The organism is Marinococcus sp. PL1-022 (genome assembly GCF_033845285.1).
Classification (GTDB): Bacteria; Bacillota; Bacilli; order Bacillales; family Marinococcaceae; genus Marinococcus.
Window position 1 is genome coordinate 2,987,580 of sequence record NZ_JAWXCX010000001.1, and the last position, 17,338, is coordinate 3,004,917.

General features: G+C 43.1%; 16 protein-coding genes and 4 tRNA genes. 2 read left to right on the plus strand and 18 right to left on the minus strand.

All coding sequences use genetic code 11. From position 1 onward, the window contains the following. Nucleotides 1-178: 178 nt before the first annotated feature. On the plus strand, nucleotides 179-451 hold the full coding sequence (locus tag SIC45_RS15275) for a DUF4190 domain-containing protein (protein WP_319632821.1): 273 nt from the start codon (nucleotides 179-181) through the stop codon (nucleotides 449-451). A gap of 492 nt (nucleotides 452-943) precedes the next feature. Here SIC45_RS15275 and SIC45_RS15280 read toward each other — a convergent pair whose 3' ends face one another. From SIC45_RS15280 to SIC45_RS15295, 4 genes are all read right to left on the minus strand, one after another. Continuing rightward, nucleotides 944-1,783: a DUF3800 domain-containing protein gene (locus tag SIC45_RS15280; protein ID WP_319632822.1), complete on the minus strand. Its 840-nt coding sequence runs from the start codon at nucleotides 1,781-1,783 to the stop codon at nucleotides 944-946. A 69-nt stretch (nucleotides 1,784-1,852) separates the two neighbouring features. After that, nucleotides 1,853-2,404: a hypothetical protein gene (locus SIC45_RS15285; RefSeq protein WP_319632823.1), complete on the minus strand. Its 552-nt coding sequence runs from the start codon at nucleotides 2,402-2,404 to the stop codon at nucleotides 1,853-1,855. Nucleotides 2,405-2,556: 152 nt separating this feature from the next. Beyond that, on the minus strand, nucleotides 2,557-3,543 hold the full coding sequence (locus SIC45_RS15290) for a Kiwa anti-phage protein KwaB-like domain-containing protein (protein WP_319632824.1): 987 nt from the start codon (nucleotides 3,541-3,543) through the stop codon (nucleotides 2,557-2,559). A gap of 365 nt (nucleotides 3,544-3,908) precedes the next feature. Further along, nucleotides 3,909-4,868: an IS30 family transposase gene (locus tag SIC45_RS15295; protein ID WP_319632825.1), complete on the minus strand. Its 960-nt coding sequence runs from the start codon at nucleotides 4,866-4,868 to the stop codon at nucleotides 3,909-3,911. 68 nt (nucleotides 4,869-4,936) lie between these two features. Here SIC45_RS15295 and SIC45_RS15300 point away from each other — a divergent pair, with 68 nt between their 5' ends. Beyond that, entirely contained in the window at nucleotides 4,937-5,380 is a 444-nt protein-coding gene (locus tag SIC45_RS15300) for a hypothetical protein (protein WP_319632826.1), read from the plus strand. On the opposite strand, the gene rlmH is transcribed toward SIC45_RS15300, so the two are convergent. The 14 genes from rlmH to dnaB form a co-directional block, all read right to left on the minus strand. Continuing rightward, nucleotides 5,352-5,831, minus strand: a complete 480-nt coding sequence (gene rlmH, locus SIC45_RS15305) for a 23S rRNA (pseudouridine(1915)-N(3))-methyltransferase RlmH (RefSeq protein WP_319632827.1) — start codon at nucleotides 5,829-5,831, stop codon at nucleotides 5,352-5,354. The genes SIC45_RS15300 and rlmH overlap by 29 nt on opposite strands. 65 nt (nucleotides 5,832-5,896) lie before the next feature. Next, nucleotides 5,897-6,061, minus strand: coding sequence for a CxxH/CxxC protein (locus SIC45_RS15310; protein WP_298786751.1), 165 nt, complete (start codon nucleotides 6,059-6,061; stop codon nucleotides 5,897-5,899). Nucleotides 6,062-6,184: 123 nt separating this feature from the next. Next, the gene (locus SIC45_RS15315) at nucleotides 6,185-7,441 is read right to left on the minus strand and encodes a S1C family serine protease (protein ID WP_319632828.1); all 1,257 of its coding nucleotides are present in this window, start codon (nucleotides 7,439-7,441) and stop codon (nucleotides 6,185-6,187) included. A gap of 213 nt (nucleotides 7,442-7,654) precedes the next feature. Then, on the minus strand, nucleotides 7,655-8,449 hold the full coding sequence (locus tag SIC45_RS15320) for an MBL fold metallo-hydrolase (RefSeq protein WP_298786755.1): 795 nt from the start codon (nucleotides 8,447-8,449) through the stop codon (nucleotides 7,655-7,657). Nucleotides 8,450-8,467: 18 nt separating this feature from the next. Then, nucleotides 8,468-9,403, minus strand: a complete 936-nt coding sequence (gene yycI / locus SIC45_RS15325) for a two-component system regulatory protein YycI (protein WP_319632829.1) — start codon at nucleotides 9,401-9,403, stop codon at nucleotides 8,468-8,470. 1 nt (nucleotide 9,404) lies between these two features. Further along, on the minus strand, nucleotides 9,405-10,769 hold the full coding sequence (locus SIC45_RS15330; RefSeq protein ID WP_319632830.1) for a YycH family regulatory protein: 1,365 nt from the start codon (nucleotides 10,767-10,769) through the stop codon (nucleotides 9,405-9,407). Further along, nucleotides 10,766-12,616, minus strand: coding sequence for a cell wall metabolism sensor histidine kinase WalK (gene walK / locus SIC45_RS15335; protein ID WP_298786759.1), 1,851 nt, complete (start codon nucleotides 12,614-12,616; stop codon nucleotides 10,766-10,768). Before walK ends, SIC45_RS15330 begins: the two co-directional genes overlap by 4 nt. A gap of 3 nt (nucleotides 12,617-12,619) precedes the next feature. Further along, nucleotides 12,620-13,330 carry a response regulator YycF gene (gene yycF / locus SIC45_RS15340; protein ID WP_091615232.1) on the minus strand — a complete coding sequence of 237 codons (711 nt, stop codon included), beginning with the start codon at nucleotides 13,328-13,330 and terminating at the stop codon, nucleotides 12,620-12,622. Nucleotides 13,331-13,556: 226 nt separating this feature from the next. After that, nucleotides 13,557-13,632 (minus strand) — tRNA-Phe (locus SIC45_RS15345). A 222-nt stretch (nucleotides 13,633-13,854) separates the two neighbouring features. Beyond that, nucleotides 13,855-13,930 (minus strand) — tRNA-Asp (locus tag SIC45_RS15350). 189 nt (nucleotides 13,931-14,119) lie between these two features. Beyond that, nucleotides 14,120-14,194 (minus strand) — tRNA-Glu (locus SIC45_RS15355). A 5-nt stretch (nucleotides 14,195-14,199) separates the two neighbouring features. After that, nucleotides 14,200-14,275, minus strand: a tRNA-Lys gene (locus SIC45_RS15360). A gap of 142 nt (nucleotides 14,276-14,417) precedes the next feature. Further along, nucleotides 14,418-15,710, minus strand: a complete 1,293-nt coding sequence (locus SIC45_RS15365; RefSeq protein ID WP_298787026.1) for an adenylosuccinate synthase — start codon at nucleotides 15,708-15,710, stop codon at nucleotides 14,418-14,420. 220 nt (nucleotides 15,711-15,930) lie between these two features. Further along, on the minus strand, nucleotides 15,931-17,295 hold the full coding sequence (dnaB, locus tag SIC45_RS15370; RefSeq protein WP_319632831.1) for a replicative DNA helicase: 1,365 nt from the start codon (nucleotides 17,293-17,295) through the stop codon (nucleotides 15,931-15,933). Nucleotides 17,296-17,338: the final 43 nt, after the last annotated feature.

Genomic DNA, 17,338 nt, shown 5'->3' on the forward strand with positions numbered 1-17,338 from the left:
GCTGATTTCTTTTACTAAATGCTCTACGTCATTAATATCCTTTTTTTAGAAAGGTCAAACGTAAGGAGTCCGGGAATTGTCAATAGAATGCCACGCCTATTGATTGTTTTTACTGCATGGCCGCGTTACGATAAAATTAACATTAACGTGAGTCAGGAAAGCGAAGGAGCGGCAGGCGATGAATGATACTAATACAGCGGTAAAACAGCCGAGCAGCATTAAAGCCATCATTTCTTTAGTACTGGGTTTTGATGCGTTTATTTTTCTTGTAATTCTTTTTCCCTTCAGCCTGATCTTCGGCATTATTGGGCTGTGGGTAGGTATTAAAGCATTAAAGGATATTAAAAACAATCATTACCGCGGCAGAAAAGCAGCTTTGGCTGGAGTAATTTTCAGCTTAATTGGAATGATAACAGGAGCTGTTATTACGTTAAATGTATTCATATTGTAATAAAATATCGGCGCCGGCAGGCCTGAAAACTCCTGCAGGCGCCGAATTTTTGTGCCGAAAATAAAAAGCGCTTTTTACATGCCGCCTATTTGTGATAAGGACTACCGCACACAATATAAGAACAAAGTTAAATTTAATCGTATAATTTACATTTCTATTTAAATACATTATGTTTTATGAAAGATTTTATTTTCTAAATTTCTGAACGCAATTTTGTGGAAATTTATACTTTTAATTTAGAAAAATATAAAAACCTGCCTATACTTTTGAAAGCTAGACAAGCTAATATAATTGATATGAATTTAAAATATTTATTACCTAACTTGCTACTTTAACGTGTATCAATCCAGCCTTTTAACATTTTTCATAAAAAAAAGAAAGAAATTTGTTGGTATTTTTAGTCATTTGATATATAATGTAGGTAGATAAAAAGCTTGACTTTGCCGAAGGCTTACGTTCCACGTAAGTTACTTAGTAGGTAAAGTGGGGCTTTTATTTTTTTGAATTATATTCTTTATTTTCTTTACTATTACTAGGCGTAAATTTCCAATGCCTGTAAGAATGTAACCAATTATTTTCAACTTTACCTTTTATACCGGTACTATCTCCAATATTAAAGTTAGGATACACTTCTCTTATACGAGAATTAATTTCTTTATATAGCTTTTCCTTTGCTACGGTCCTTTTTCCTCTCCTTTTTTCACCCTCAGGAATGATTTTATGCTTTCCGTTTAAACGAAATTCTATTGCTCCTAATACTACATCTAAACACTGTAAAATCACATGATCATGAGAATTAGCTTCAGCTATATCATCTTTACTGTGTATAAATAAATTAGCATCCTTAAAAACATCTTGATTCTGCAAATTATAAATATATGCTTTAAATCTATCATTTTTTTCTTTGGTATCTGGTAACTGATCAAAAAAGGGATAAAGGGATATTTTTTCTCCAGTTGGATTCGAATATCTAAAACCGAAAGCGTGTTTGAAAAATTGATAGTACAGCAAAAAATACTGCTTTTCTTTTTGTTCATTGCTAAGTCCCAGTGCAATATAACGATTATGAGTAAACATGATTCTAATCTTAAGCTTGTCTTCCTTAACAAATTCAAAAAATTTATCCATTAACTCGATGTACTTATCTAAATAGTTTGACGTTACTTTTTGCCATTTCACTTCACTATTGCCAAAGTTTAGTTGCTCCTTCTTTCTTTCCAACTCATTTTTAACCTCTTCAAAGTGAATTGAACGTACTAAAACTCCTCCGTAAAAATCGCCGAAATATGCCCCGTTTTTTTCTGATTCATCACAATAAACTATATACTGCATTAATATACCACCGTTCTTCTTCGATTAAAGCTAATTTTATTATTTCGAAACTTCATTAATACAGCTTCATTAAAAATAAGTGCCACAAAAAATAAACTTTATCATCTCAAATACAAAAGTTTGCATTTTTTCATTCCAAATAAATAAGCAAAATAACAAAAATATAGCAAAAATAATTATTTTGAAAAAAGTTAATTTATTCTTTTTATCAGTTTGCAAATATATACTTGAATATATGTTTCTAACGTAAATTTTTCGATTATCCTCTGGTTTTGAATTTTTATCAATGATAAATATAGCATCTTTATGGTCAGCACTTTCAATTTTGTAAATATCGTAGAATATAATTAAAACTGGATTAATATAGTAAAGGTTATTGTACATATATAAACTACCTATTACTAAAAATAAAATCAAAAATGCTACTAATTTGGGTATATCAATACTTCCATCAATAGAAAAAACTTCTGTATTAAAAGATATAAAAGGGATTATATAAGTAACAATATAATTTAAAGATTCCCCATCTTTTTCTTTTAAAGCTAGTATAGTAATTGGGTCATTAGGTTGAGATTTTAACGGTCTATCAATAAATAACTTCAGTGTAACTAACGTTATCATCATTAGACCGCCAATGAATAAACAAAAAACTAAATGATTTATATTAAAAAAGAAAAGAATTAAAAACAATGGCAAGTATGAACTAGCAAAGAGCATATATCGGAAAACTTTAGTCATTATTTTTCCCATAATGCTTCCTTTCTAAAATTATATTATTTACTCGAAATATCTACTTTTTTATCCGCAAAAATATATTTACTATCTACTAAAGTTTTAGCAGTTTCCCCGTTTACTATTCTAATTATTTGGTCTACCGCTTTAAACTCATTGGCTTTTGAAACGTCTAGAGTAATTTGATTGTTTTTTTCATCTAAATTAAAAAAAACTTTGTCTCCGACTTCCTTTTTCATCTGAGCAAAGACTTCAAACGAAAAATTTTCCAACTTCCCAGTAGTCCATATGCTATATAATTTCCTTTTTAAATTTGAATTATTTTGACACTTATTTTCTACAATATTGAAATTTGTAATCCAGTTTCTATTACTCAAATTTTCAAGAGCATTGTTAGCATTCGCATCTATATGTTGAGTATATTTAAATAATTGTTCAAAGAAATAATTATGAATAATTAATATATCATTTCCCCATCCAATAGCACAGTTTTTCTCTTCTAACTCTAATAATGGTGTGTTTGTTTTCTGTAGATAATCGTCTTTTCCATTTCCAAATATATAAGTATGAGACTTAGCCTTATAATAATTGGATTTGTTAAGTTTAGAAAAAAAGTATACATCGAAGTCGTATTTTTCACTATCATTCACATTTATTTTTATTACATATCCTTTTATGCTAGATTCTAGTTCTTCGTATTTTTTCTTAGTTAAAATTGAAAAATTATCATCTTTAATTTTTTGCTTTATATTTTTATAAATAGGAACATTTTTTTCTTCTAAATACGCTATTACATTAACTCTGTCTGGGGAAGGCGATTCAAAGTGACTATGTAATTGAGCGTCTTTTATTTTAAATGCATTTTCTTCTGCAATTCTTTTTAAATCTTCGTTTGTAGAGACATTCATTTTGTACAATGTGTAATTTTCTTCTTCATTTGTGAGTAAGAAAATGCTATAACCATTAATCTCATAATTATTGTCTGCTTCGTTAAAAATGCCCCACAAATTGGATAGTATTTCACTCATATTATAATACTCCCCTCATCACTTTATTTCGATTCATTTTACCATTTATTCCTATATATCTTAATTAACTAGTGCTATTTTTTGGTCGTAACACTTAATTAAACTTTATAACTAAAACTTAAAAACTACAGAGCAAAACCAAGTATAAATAATACACTTTATACTTGGTTTTATTTTTAGAATGAATCTAATTTTTTATTGCTTCATTAAATTCATTTAATAATTTTTTTATTTTATATGTTTTTAACAGATTAGAAGAGATAACAAACACACCTTCGTTACTAAATTCAATTGTAAACAAAATTAACAGTAGAATAGATAATTTAAAAAAACCAATCGAAGAAAGTTTAAATTACTTTAAATCGTCAAATTAAGTTAGACACCATATCATTCTCCATATACCTCATGAATACTTCCAACGGGGTGCAATAGTCTAACGACTTTCTTGGGATGTGATTTCTTCCGGAGGCCACAGCGGAAACATACGACTGGTCCACATCCTGAAAATCCATGTGCTTAGGCAGGCCATCCTTTCGGAGGAGGCCATTTGAATGTTCATTTAATCCGCGTTGGGAAGGCGTTCCTGGATCCGCAAAATAAATGGCAAGGTCGTGCCTGTTGCTGATCGACTGCCAGTTGGAAAACTCCTTGCCGCAGTCAAAGGTGATGGATTTGAATAAGTGTTTCGGGAAACGGCTGCACCACCGGTGCAGCGTGGTTTCAATATCTCTGGCCTTACGGCCGGCTGGTTGAAGGGTAACGATCACTTTCGATAAACGCTCAACCAGAGTGATCACAGCACTTTGATGGTGACGACCAACAATGGTGTCTCCTTCCAGGTGCCCGAATTCCTGCCGAAAGGCCGGGTACTCCCGGTCCCTGTCCGCAAGAGTCCGCCGAAACGCCTGCTTTCCCCGGCGTTCCTGATGCCCGTTTGGTTTCCGCTTCCCTTTCATTGGCAGGGTGCTTCGATCCAGCATCCATCGCTCAAACATCCGGTACAGGGTGCGTCCGGAACAGGGAAGCGGACGCTCCCGGCGTCCGGCGATGACATCAGGGGTCCATCCTTCCTTGATTTTCTCGGTGACATAGACCTGGTCGGCGGGCGTTAAGACCGTCGGTCTTCGACCACACCGCTGTTTATTGGCTTGATACCGCTGAACATAATCAAGGGCCCGATGCCCTTCCCGTAAGTAGCTCACGACGTTGTGGATCGTTTGACGGGCACGCCCGAGCTGCCTGGCAATCCGGAAAACCGGGAACTCATTCTGGTTATATGCTTCTATGAGGACAACTTCATTCGTGCTAAGATGGGTGTAGGTCATTCGTGATCACTCCTATGATTTCTTTGGTCGGAAATTCATCTTGAGTGTATCACGAGTGATCTTTTTCGTTGTCTAGCTTAATTTTACAATCGGCGTACTTTATAGATAGAGAAAAAAATACTCAAAAAAAGTTAAACAATCTTTTAAATTTTATTTCTAATGGACAATTAACAAATACCCCTTCTTCTGTTCTAGAAGAAATAAACAAGCTTGATATCGAAAAAAAAGAAATTCAAGATCAGATAAAGGATTTAAAACAACAACTTAGTCAACCTACCATTGCTCATGTTTCACTAGAACAGATCAAAAATCATTTAACTAATTTCTCTAAAATTTTACCTAATTTAAAACCAGAACAGCAAAAAGACTTTTTGCATACAATAATTAAAGAAATCACTGTAAATAGTGGTTCATCTCCTTCTAAAAGAACAATCAAACACATAGAATTGTTCTTTGACACTTCTTCTGAAACAGACTTTGTGCTTACTTATGATAAGGACTCCCTGCATTAATCTGTACTGCACGGTAGATCTGCTCTGTAAGCATCAGACGTATTAATTGGTGGGGAAAAGTTAGTGCGGAAAACGACCATTTGAAATCAGCCCGTTTTAACACTTCCCTGGATAGACCGAGGGAGCCCCCGATCACAAAAACGATCGTACTCGTTCCCTGTACGGCCAGATCCTGGAAGGTTGCAGCCAGCTGTTCAGAAGAAATCATTCTGCCTCCCGGATCGAGAGCAATCACGTATCCACGTTCGGGAATCTTTTTGAGAATGCGTTCACCCTCTGTGTCCTTTACCTGCTCATTTTCCTTCTCACTGGCCTGCTCGGGTGTTTTTTCATCCTTTACTTCAACAATTTCCACTGAGCCCTGCCTGCTCAGTCTTTTTTTATATTCTGCGATTCCTTCATTGATAAATGCTTCTTTGCATTTTCCGACAGCGACAATTAATATATTCACAGGTCTTATCCCCCTCCAAATTATTTTTCCACAGAAATTGTCCACATATTCACAAGTAAAAGATCCTAAATTGTCACAGCAAATTCTGCTTTTTCTTTACAATACTCACAGGCTGTGGACATTTTTTGGTTTTCATCCACAATATTATCCACAGACGGGGCCCTCCCTTCTCCTTTTTCCACTGCGTCATCCAACGCTTCTTCTATATGCTCTCTACAGCACTGTATCAACGGTTTACCCTTCTTTCTTCATGCAAATTTTTCCGCATTTATTGTAGCACATCTTCTCTTTACTCCGTTCATGTTTATATTTATCCACAAAAAAGGGCCTTCTAACGAAGGCCCCTGAATGCTTTATTCACCTGTGGATGCGGTCTGAGTTAATTCTATCTCCGCCGTCTGCTTTTCTCCGTCCCGGTAATACGTTATGGTGACTGTATCCCCGATCTCGGCACTATTATACAGATACTCCCGGAGATCGCTGCCTTCCTGGACCTCTTCACCGTCAATTTGAGTGATTACATCGTTTTGTTCAAGCCCTGCTTTCTGCGCATCAGAGTTTGGCTGAACCTGGGTCACGTACACTCCGTGATCTACATCTTCAGGAAGCCCCAGCTCCTCTGTCCAGTTGTAGCTGGATAGTTCAGAAATGGACTGAATAGCTACACCCAGCTGCGGGCGTTCTACTTCGCCGTCCTCTTCTAAATCCTCAATGATCGGCACTGCCACTGACGTTGGAATCGAAAACCCGATGCCCTCCACCGAGGACTGGGCAATTTTCATGGAATTAATTCCAATTACCTGGCCGGAGCTGTTAACTAAAGGACCACCACTGTTACCCGGGTTAATCGCTGCATCCGTCTGCATAACATCTGCTTCCCAGTCATTCTGGCCGTCCCCGTTGTAATCCACAGGAATACTACGGTCTTTTGCGCTGATAATACCTTCAGTCACCGTCCGTGTTAAATCTGTGCCAAGCGGATTCCCAATAGCAATGGCCTGATCGCCCACCTGCAGGTCATCGGAGCTGCCAAAATCAGCTACGCTGTCAATCTGTCCGCCGTCTACTTTTAATACGGCCAGATCGGTATAAGGGTCAGTACCAACAATCTCTGCATCAAGCCGGGTGTCATCCTCCAGACTGATTTCTACAGAGTTTGCTCCTTCCACTACGTGGTTGTTGGTAACAATGAACGCTGAACCATTTTCCTTTTTGTAAATGACGCCGGAGCCAGTGCCCTGTTCCACAGAGCCATCCTCCTGTTCTTCACTTCCCTGACTCCCCTGAATACCAGCGTTTTGTGCCTGAACCTGATTAAACACTCCGACTACAGCCCCGGAAACTTCATTTGCCGCCGCTGTCACCGTCCCAGCTTCTGCACTGACTTCTTCTGTAGAGACGTCGGATCCGGAACCATTGTTCGATAAATCCGCCGTCCCGTCGATGGTTTCAGTATTTTCCCCTGAAACAGAATCATATATAAATGGTGCTGATACTGTCATTACCCCCGCACCGATAATTGCCCCCACAAAGCCTGCGATACCTACATTTCTGCGACTTTTTCTATGCTGCTGGTTTTCCTTTTTTGCGTGGTCATTATAATAACCCATATTCCGACACTTCCTTTTTCATAAGATACCGGGACCTGCTCCAGTGCTTTTGACGCATATTGAAGTAAAGACCCTTTATCATACCCGTCTCGGGTGCCGGGATGTATGTTTATTGTACGAAGAAAAAGCACGCCCCGTCTAGTAAAAGGGCGTGCTTTTGATAATTTTTTACGTTTATGGAGAATACCCCGCAGGTGTACCACATTTCTTAGCTTAGAGCGTATGCAGACTCGTCGGAAGAAAGGGGTCCGTATCATAAAGGTGAAACGTATGACCTATTCCTGTGTCCTCTTCCTCCAGTACCTGCTTCACCGTCATCCGTGCCAGGTCCTTCATGTTATTGTCCCGGCTTAAATGCGCGAGATAGATTCTGCTCGTCCGTTCTCCGACAATATCAGCGAGCGCGTAAGCGGAATCTTCGTTTGAAACGTGCCCGGAATCGCCAAGAATACGCTTTTTGACATTCCATGGATAGCGGCCCATACGAAGCAGGTTAATGTCATGATTTGATTCAAAAATGTATGCATCGGCATTCTTGAGCGTGCCTTTAATCTGATCACTGACATATCCCATATCTGTGGCAAGCGCCAGCTTTTTTCCTTCGTGGTGAAACACGAAAAACATGGGATCTGCTGCATCGTGCGAAACGTGGAAAGGCTCAAGCTCAATATTGCCAAATGCAGCAGCCTGGTTTCGGTCCAGGTGAAATTTCTGTTCAAGGGGCACCTTGCCGATAAGCCCCTCCATGGCCTGCCATGTTTTTAAATTGGCATACACCGGCAGCTGGTATTTCCGGCTTAATACCCCGACACTTTTAATATGATCGCTGTGTTCGTGAGTGACTATCAGTGCGTCCAGAGCTGCCGGGTCCACGCCGATCGCATGTAAATTTTCCACTATTTTTTTGCCGCTCAGGCCTGCATCAATCAACAAACGCTGCTTCCCGGTCTGTACGTATATAGCATTGCCTGTACTGCCGCTGGCAAGTACGCTGAACTGCAGTGTCATTCTATCCTCCTGCTTTCTCTATTCATTAGCCGGTTCATTAGCCGGTGCTTCTTCCCCGTTTTCCGCTGAGCCATTTTCTTCCGGGTCAGAACCATTTTCCGGCACTTCCGGTTCAACCATAATGTCCTCTTCGCTATTATCCTCCATCACCTGCTCCCATGACTGGACGCGCTGGGTTCTGGCATTCACAAGGTACCTGGATTCTCCGTTTACTTCCACAATATACATGGGTGTATATAAATAAACATTTTCTCCCTGAGGGGTAACCTGGTTAAAGTAACCGACGCTTACATCGGTCACCGTATCGTTTGTCTGCAAAATCCCATTGCTCGGGTTCCCCAGCGCTTCAATAGCATCCTCTGCCGGGATGGTGCTGTCTGCCGGAGTAGCGTCGAGCTCAAAATACGACTGGCGGAAGCCGACAATCTCGTTTTGATCATTAAACACCAGCTCAAGCTGGGCGGACGTTTCCGGTTTATAAATTTGTTTATCATCGAATGTCTGGTAATAATACTGCCTGTTTAACTCTTCATCCATCTGTCCCTGCTCATAGTCCTCTGCATTCCAGACATAATTGTTTAAAAAGGAGGCCAGATCCTCGTTCCGGTTATCCTCAGATATTTCCACCGGTTCCTCGAGTGTGGCGCTCATTCCAATCAGTCGTTCATTTGATATATACGTAATGTCATTAATGTTTGAATTGTTTTCTACCTTCTGGGAGCGGCCGCCGCTCTCAAAATCCACATAGCTCGCTTCGAGATGAAGCTGTTCAATCCGGTCCGGCAGATCCTCTTCAGCATAACCGTATAGCCGCTGTTCCGATTCTTCCCCGCCAGTCTGGGAAGCAGAGCTTTCCTGATAGTTAGTCTGCTGCTCTAAGTAACTGGAAAGCAAAAACGTATTAAGAAGCAGGAAAACAACAATAAAAATGGTCTTTGTTCTTGCCCAATCCATTTTATGCTCCTCCTTCTTCGTTATCGTCTCCGCTAAAATCCACCGGTGACCAGCTGCCGTCGCAGCGGACAAACCAACCAGGCTCCATATCGTAATAACCGGAGTTCTCCCCGTTTCTTGAAATGCTGTAGCCGATTTGTATATCTTCAATCAACGAAGAGCTGCACTGCTCCTGCACGGCATCGAGCGTTTCCTCTCCGGTTGGAAGGTCGGTGGAAACGCCGGCATCCCCGGTTCTGACCGGGTTGTTTTCCAAATCAAACAGCGGCCGGGAATATCCACTCGTCTGCGTTCCTACGTTCGACACCTGAATGGAAGCAAAATCACTGCCATTGGAATCCCGGAAAACTGGAAGACCGCCTTTATTCATTCTGAATGTAACCGTCGTTTCCCCGTCCACAGTATTGGAATCATAATACTGGTAATCGTCCGACCAGCCGGCATGATTGTTTACAAACTCGAAGGAGGAAACGAGACTGCTTGTATCATTTCCGTCTGTCTGCTCTGAGTAGGTCGGGTTGGCGTAACGAAGGTAATCTCCGGTGTCATTTATACGCAGCTCTCTCGTGCCGTCTGTGATGACTTCCGACGAATCATAATTGTACGTCTGAAGGTTTTGTCCGTTCCCTTCCGGCAGTAACACCTGCTGAAAGCTGTTGGCTGATAAACTCGTAGAAGCATAGGTGTAGTTCGTTCGGGAGCCCGGATCCTCGGGGATATAAATATGCTTCTCGTACCCGTCTTCATCAGCACTGTAGGTAAGCATGCTTTCATGCTCTGAGAGGTATCGTTCGTACTCTATATCGCTTTTATCAAGGCTTGTATTGCTGTTTACGATCACGCCCTGATCATAGGAAACAAACGCAGCATTCAGCTCCTCGCTCCCCGGTGAAGCTGTTAATATTATACGGTCAACCGAACCATCCAGGATACTCGCTGCTTCATCGTTTTCATCTTCAAAGCTGAACAGTTCATTGATCATCGACCACGATACGGACGATGGAAATACGAATTCCATCGAATATGCTGCTGAAGCTGCGTTTTGGTAGAGCTCGTCATGCTCCAGGTCAGTCGCTGTCGTTTCAGTAATACTTGCCTCTTCGAGCTGCCGGAAGGCCTTATCCAGATCAGATGAAGCCTGATCCTCTGCCATGAGAGCACTTCTTCCATCGGAACGCACTACTCCCTGATTTGGCCGGACAATTTCCGCCGGCTCCCGGGTTTCAGCTATTTCTGTCGTTTCCTGTACGGTTTCGGAGGAATTGACGCTTTCATATTCGGGCTGAAATGACCAGTTCTGCCAGGTAAGAAGCAGACTGCCTACCACTAAAATCGTCAACACCCAGGATTTGATTGTTTCTTTCATGATCCAGCCTCCGCTTTATTAATCACTGAATATGGCAGCGTAATTAATATAGTGGTTCCTTTTTTCCATTCACTGTCCGCCGCAATCCGTCCACCGTGCGCATGGATAAATTCCTTGGCAATCGCAAGCCCGAGCCCGGTGCCGCCGAGGTTTCTCGCTCTCGCTTTATCCACCCGGTAAAACCGGTCAAAAATACGGTGCTGGCTTTCTTTCGGAATGCCTACGCCCTGGTCGCTGATTTCAACATCTACAGCATCGGCACGCGTAAACATCTGCACACTGATCTCCCCGCCATCCGGCGAATATTTCACGGCATTCGAAAGCACGTTATCAAAAACTTGATAAATTCTGTCCTTGTCCATGTCTACGTAAACCGGATAGGAAGGAACCTCTTTATAAAAAGCAATATTTTTATCCTTGTTAATCATTTCAAACCGTTCAATCACCTGATTGATCATTTCAGACAGGTCCACAGTAAAAAAGTCTAAGCTGATTTCGTCACTGTCCATCCGCGAAAGCTGCAGCAGGTCGTTCACGAGCCGGATCATTCGGTCTGTCTCGTTCTGGGTCACCTGTAAAAAGCGGGGACCCAGATTTTCGTCCTGCATCGCCCCGTCTTCGAGAGCTTCCATGTAGCTTTTCAGCGTAGTCAGCGGGGTTCTTAATTCGTGGGATACGTTTGATACGAATTCCCGGCGCTCTCTTTCGATCTTTTCCTGTTCTGTAACGTCATGAAGCACGGTAATCAAGCCGGTAACCGGTCCGTCTTCGTTTCGTACAATTGAAAAGTTGGCCTGCAGCAGAAAATCCTGTTCCTCGCTGCTGAAATCCAGCATGATTGCTTCATTGTAATCATACAAATCGCTCGAGGTCAGTGTCTCTGAGAGGTGCAGGGCTTCTGTAATATATGTGCCTTCCATTTCCTCACTGTTTTTGTTTAACAGCTGCTCAGCGCGTTTGTTCATCAAAATAATGCGGCCGAGTTCGTCAGTCGCTATAACCCCATCTGTCATATGAGTCAGAACCGAGCTTAATTTCTTTCGTTCGTCCTCGGTGCTTGCCTGGCTTTCTTTTAATTTCAGCGTCAGCTGGTTAAAGGAATGGGCGAGCTGTCCAATTTCATCGTTGCCGTACACGCGGACTCTCCGGGAAAAGTCTCCCTCTCCCATAATTTTTGCCTGGCGCTGCATATCTGCGATAGGCCGTGTAATCGTGCGGGCAAGCAAAATACCAAGGATCGCGTTTAAAATCAGCACAATAATGCTCGCTGCAATTAAGATACTGCTGATGTCATTTACCAGGCTGTACACGCTCGACATATCAGAACGCACGTACAATACACCCAGAATTTCTCCGTCTTCTTCGATCGGCCGCACAATTAAGCTGACCCTGTGACCGCTGTCCGCGTCCCAGCGTACTTCTTCAAGCGTGTTCCCTAATAACGCCCGCTGCACAAGGTCGTCGTTTGATTGGTTATTGACGATATCCTGCTCATTTATGTTCGACGTGCCTAAAATAATCTGGTTGGAGCCAATAACCCTGGCTTCCGGACTTGAATGGCCGGGATCATTGTTTGCTCCTGAATTGGCAAACTGGCTTAATAAACTGTCGATATCCTCCTGCACCGTATTATCGTCTTCTCCCCGACTCTGTGCCAGTTCTTCCTGCACATTATACTCCAGAAGATCTGTCTGCTCGGCGAGCGTATCATTAAAATTTTCCACGAGCGTGTCTTCAAGGGCGCTCGTGAAAAATACGGTAATGAACTGCATCGCTACAAAAATCAGCAGCACGAAGATCAAAATGAGTTTAAAATGAATCGATTTGAAAAAATCGATAATTTTCATACATTACTTCTCCTGTTCTGGATGTTTTAAGTAGTACCCAACACCACGTCTTGTCACAATCCACTCAGGGAAGCTCGGATTGTCTTCTACTTTCTCTCTCAAGCGACGTACTGTTACGTCCACGGTACGTACGTCTCCAAAGTAATCGTAGCCCCACACGGCCTGGAGAAGATGCTCTCTTGTCATTACCTGGCCAATATGGCGGCCGAGATAAAGAACCAGTTCAAACTCACGGTGCGTAAGATCTATCGGCTCGCCGCGTTTTGTCACTAAATACGCGTCCGGATCTACAAGGAGGTCACCAATTTTTATAGCATTCTGCGGCTCAGTGCTGCCTTCTTCTGCTGCCGGCTGCTTTCTGCGGAGATTGGCTTTTACTCTGGCCAGAAGCTCCCGGTTGCTGAACGGTTTGGTTACATAATCATCTGCTCCGAGCTCGAGGCCGAGCACCTTATCGATTTCCCCGTCCTTAGCCGTTAACATGATGATTGGCATATCAAACCGCTTCCGGACCTCTCTGCATACCTCCATGCCGTCCTTGTTTGGGAGCATGACGTCGAGAAGAATCAGATCCGGACCGAAATTATCCACCTTTTCTAAAGCCTCATCGCCGTCATATGCACAAACAACCTGAAACCCTTCCTTTTGAAGATTAAATTCCAATATATCAGCAATTGGCTGTTCATCATCGACTACTAATATTTTCTCATCCATGTTCCCACCGCTCCATTCCTCAAATGTGAAAAGGCACAAATTCAGTCATCTATGTGTAGTAACACCCTGCACAGGTATGCCTCTTTATGTTTATTGCAAAATGTTTAAGAGGATTACAATTCTCTTTCACATTGTAACACAGCTCTTTATCTGTTCCTATCGAGGCCTGAAGCCTGTGAAAAAAGCGCCTGGACGTCAATGTCCAGGCGCTGGTTATTATTTAAAGTGGTGGCTCGAGACGGAATCGAACCGCCGACACGAGGATTTTCAGTCCACTGCTCTACCGACTGAGCTATCGAGCCATATTAAGAGAAATGCTTTTGCTTGAGTGCTGCTCTTGCTTTTGGAGCCACTGTCCTTACCCTCATTCTTTGCTTATTCGAAGAAGCAATTCGGGACGGACAACTCGCAGAACATTCGGAGAAGTATTGCTTGTTGCTCTACCGACTGAGCTACCTGGCCATATTAAGAGAAATGCTTTTGCTTGAGTGCCGCTTTATCATGCGTAAACCGGAAAAATAAAATGGCGGGCCTGACGGGATTTGAACCCGCGATCTCCTGCGTGACAGGCAGGCATGTTAACCGCTACACCACAGGCCCCTTTTAAAAAGAATACACTGCGAATTTTGTCGTCTGCTGCTCTCGTTCACTGCAGTCACGTACGCCTTGTACGTTCCTTTGCTCTCTCTCTGGCATCCTCAACCTTCTGGTGTCTTCTTTCCAAAAGGAGTATGGGGAGAATACACTTCGAATCTTTTTGCCTGTTCATTTTCTGTCTGATAAAGAAAATGGTGACCCGTACGGGATTCGAACCCGTGTTACCGCCGTGAAAGGGCGGTGTCTTAACCACTTGACCAACGGGCCTTTCATGGTGAGCCATGGAGGATTCGAACCTCCGACCCTCTGATTAAAAGTCAGATGCTCTACCAACTGAGCTAATGGCTCCTGACAAGAAGAAATTGTCGCTGTGGATAACGACAACATGAGTAATATTATCACGTCACAGATGCAATTTCAACTAGTTTTATATGAAAAAAACGATTAGTTGAAAAAAGCATCCGCCTCTATGGCAGATGCTTAGTGAATTCTATTGGATCGCCCATACACCACGAACCATATTTGTCTGATTCCGGTCCGGTCCTACCGAGAAAATGCTGATAGGAATGTTAGTCAGCTGAGAGATACGTTCAATGTAATGACGGGCATTTACCGGAAGGTCTCCGAGCGACGAAGCACCGGTGATGTCCTCTGTCCAGCCCGGCAGCTCTTCATAAATCGGCTCGCATTCTGCAAGTACCTTCAGGCTCGCAGGGAATTCTTCCATAATTTCTCCCCGGTACTTGTAGGCTTTGCATATTTTGAGCGTTTCAATACCGGTGAGAACATCAATGGAATTTAAGGATAAATCGGTGATACCACTCACTCTGCGGGCATGACGCACGACTACGCTGTCGAACCAGCCAACACGGCGGGGCCGTCCGGTCGTAGTCCCGTACTCGTTTCCGACTTCACGAATCTGATCCCCGGTTTCGTCAGACAGCTCTGTTGGGAACGGGCCGTCGCCCACGCGGGTCGTATAAGCTTTGGAGACGCCCACCACGTGCTGAATTTTGGACGGCCCTACGCCCGAGCCAATCGTCACGCCTCCGGCGATAGGGTTTGAGGAAGTGACAAACGGATACGTACCCTGATCGATATCAAGCATGACACCCTGCGCGCCTTCAAACAGCACCCGGCGGCCTTTATCGATCGCTTCATTTAATTCTACCGACGTATCGCATACGTACTTCGCAAAGAACTGGCCGTAGTCGTAGTATTCATCCAGAATATCTTCAAGCTCAAACCCTTCTGCATCATACATTCTCTCCAGCAGGCGGTTCTTTTCTTTCAAATTCCGCGACAGCTTTTCCCGGAATTCATCTTTATCCAGAAGGTCGGCAATACGGATGCCAACGCGCGCAGCTTTATCCATATATGCCGGGCCAATGCCTTTACGGGTTGTTCCAATTTTATTTGTGCCCTTGCTGTCTTCCTCCACGGCGTCGAGACGCAGGTGGTACGGAAGAATAACATGGGCGCGGTTGCTGATACGAAGGTTGCTTGTATCCACTCCGCGCTCATGCAGATACTCCAGCTCTTCGACGAGCGCTTTGGGATCAATCACCATTCCGTTTCCGATGACACATGTTTTATTATCGTAAAAAATTCCGGATGGGATTAAGTGCAGCTTATATTTAGTCCCTCCGAAGACGATCGTATGTCCTGCGTTATTTCCACCCTGGTAACGGGCCACAACCTCCGCATTTTCTGATAAGTAATCCGTTACTTTTCCTTTTCCTTCGTCTCCCCACTGAGTTCCCACAATTACTATTGATGACACAGCGTCCACCTCCACAATCTCTCCTGCCGGCACCTTAGGCATATTTTTTTGCTTATTCCGATAACGTTCACTTGGCTTCATCTAAAGTTTTCATGTACGAATTTTATTATGGAGAAAATCCCTTAGATAGTCTATCAACCACGGCACACAAAGTCAATAAAACACGAACATTAAAAGTTTTATTTGCTTAATTTGTTCGCTTATACAAAAAGCCCAGAGCCTAAGCTCCGGGCGGAATTTGATTATCGTCGTGTCGCCGGTCCAAATTAACGAATTTATTATATTCTTTAATAAAAGCGAGCTCAGCCGTACCAACCGGGCCGTTACGCTGCTTGGCAATAATAATTTCAATGATATTCTGGTTTTCGGATTCCTGGTCATAGTAATCATCACGGTATAAAAACGAGACAATATCGGCATCCTGCTCAATACTTCCGGATTCCCTTAAATCAGACATCATCGGGCGTTTGTCCTGTCTGGACTCCACCCCGCGGGAAAGCTGGGACAGAGCAATTACCGGAACGTCAAGTTCACGCGCGAGAGCTTTTAAATTACGCGAGATTTCCGAAACCTCCTGCTGGCGGCTCTCCCCGCCTCTGCTGCTGCCCTGGATCAGCTGCAGGTAATCGATCAAAATCATTCCGATACCCCGCTCCTGCTTCAGACGAAGGCATTTCGCCCGTATGTCGTTCACCCGGATGCCCGGGGAATCATCAATAAAAATGCCGGCCGAAGACAAGCTTCCCATCGCCATCGTGAGCTTTTCCCAGTCCTCTTCCTGCAGTGCACCGGTACGAAGGCGATTGGCATCAATGTTTCCTTCTGCACAGAGCATCCGCTGCACAAGCTGGGCGGCACCCATCTCCAGGCTGAAAATCGCCACATTTTCCTCGGTTTTCGTCGCAATGTTCTGGGCGATATTTAAGGCAAAGGCCGTTTTCCCCATCGAGGGCCTGGCAGCCACAATGACTAAGTCACTGCGCTGAAAGCCGGCAGTCATATGGTCGAGCTCGGCAAAGCCGCTTGCGATTCCGGTTACATCATTTTCCCGGTTCTGCAGCATTTCAATATTGTCGTATGTCTCAATGAGGACGTCTTTGATGGAAACGAAGGCAGACGAACGACGCTCCTGCGATACTTCCATTATGGTCTTTTCAGCTTCGTTAAGTACTTCCTCTACATCATGTTCTCCACTGTAGCCTTCATTCACTATGTTAGTTGCTGCCCGTATCAGCCGTCGCAGCAGGGACTTGCTGTATACGCCCTGACTGTAATAACCGACATTGGCCGCCGTCGGTACAGCGTTTGCCAGATCGGTAAGATAAGAAAGACCACCGATTTCTTCGAGCACCTGCTTCGCCTGCAGCTCCGTGCTGACCGTAATAAGATCAACCGGCTCTCCGCGTTCGGACAGCTCAATCATCGTATTAAAAATACGCTGATGCGACTGACGATAGAAGTCATCCGGCATTAAATGCTCCGTGGCAGTGATGAGCGCTTCTCCTTCTAAAAAGACAGCACCTAAAACAGCCTGTTCTGCTTCAATATTCTGCGGGGGCACCCGTTCTGTGAAAATATCATTCATTGCTTTCACCTCGATAGAACGTGTTGAAAAAAGAGCCTGATTC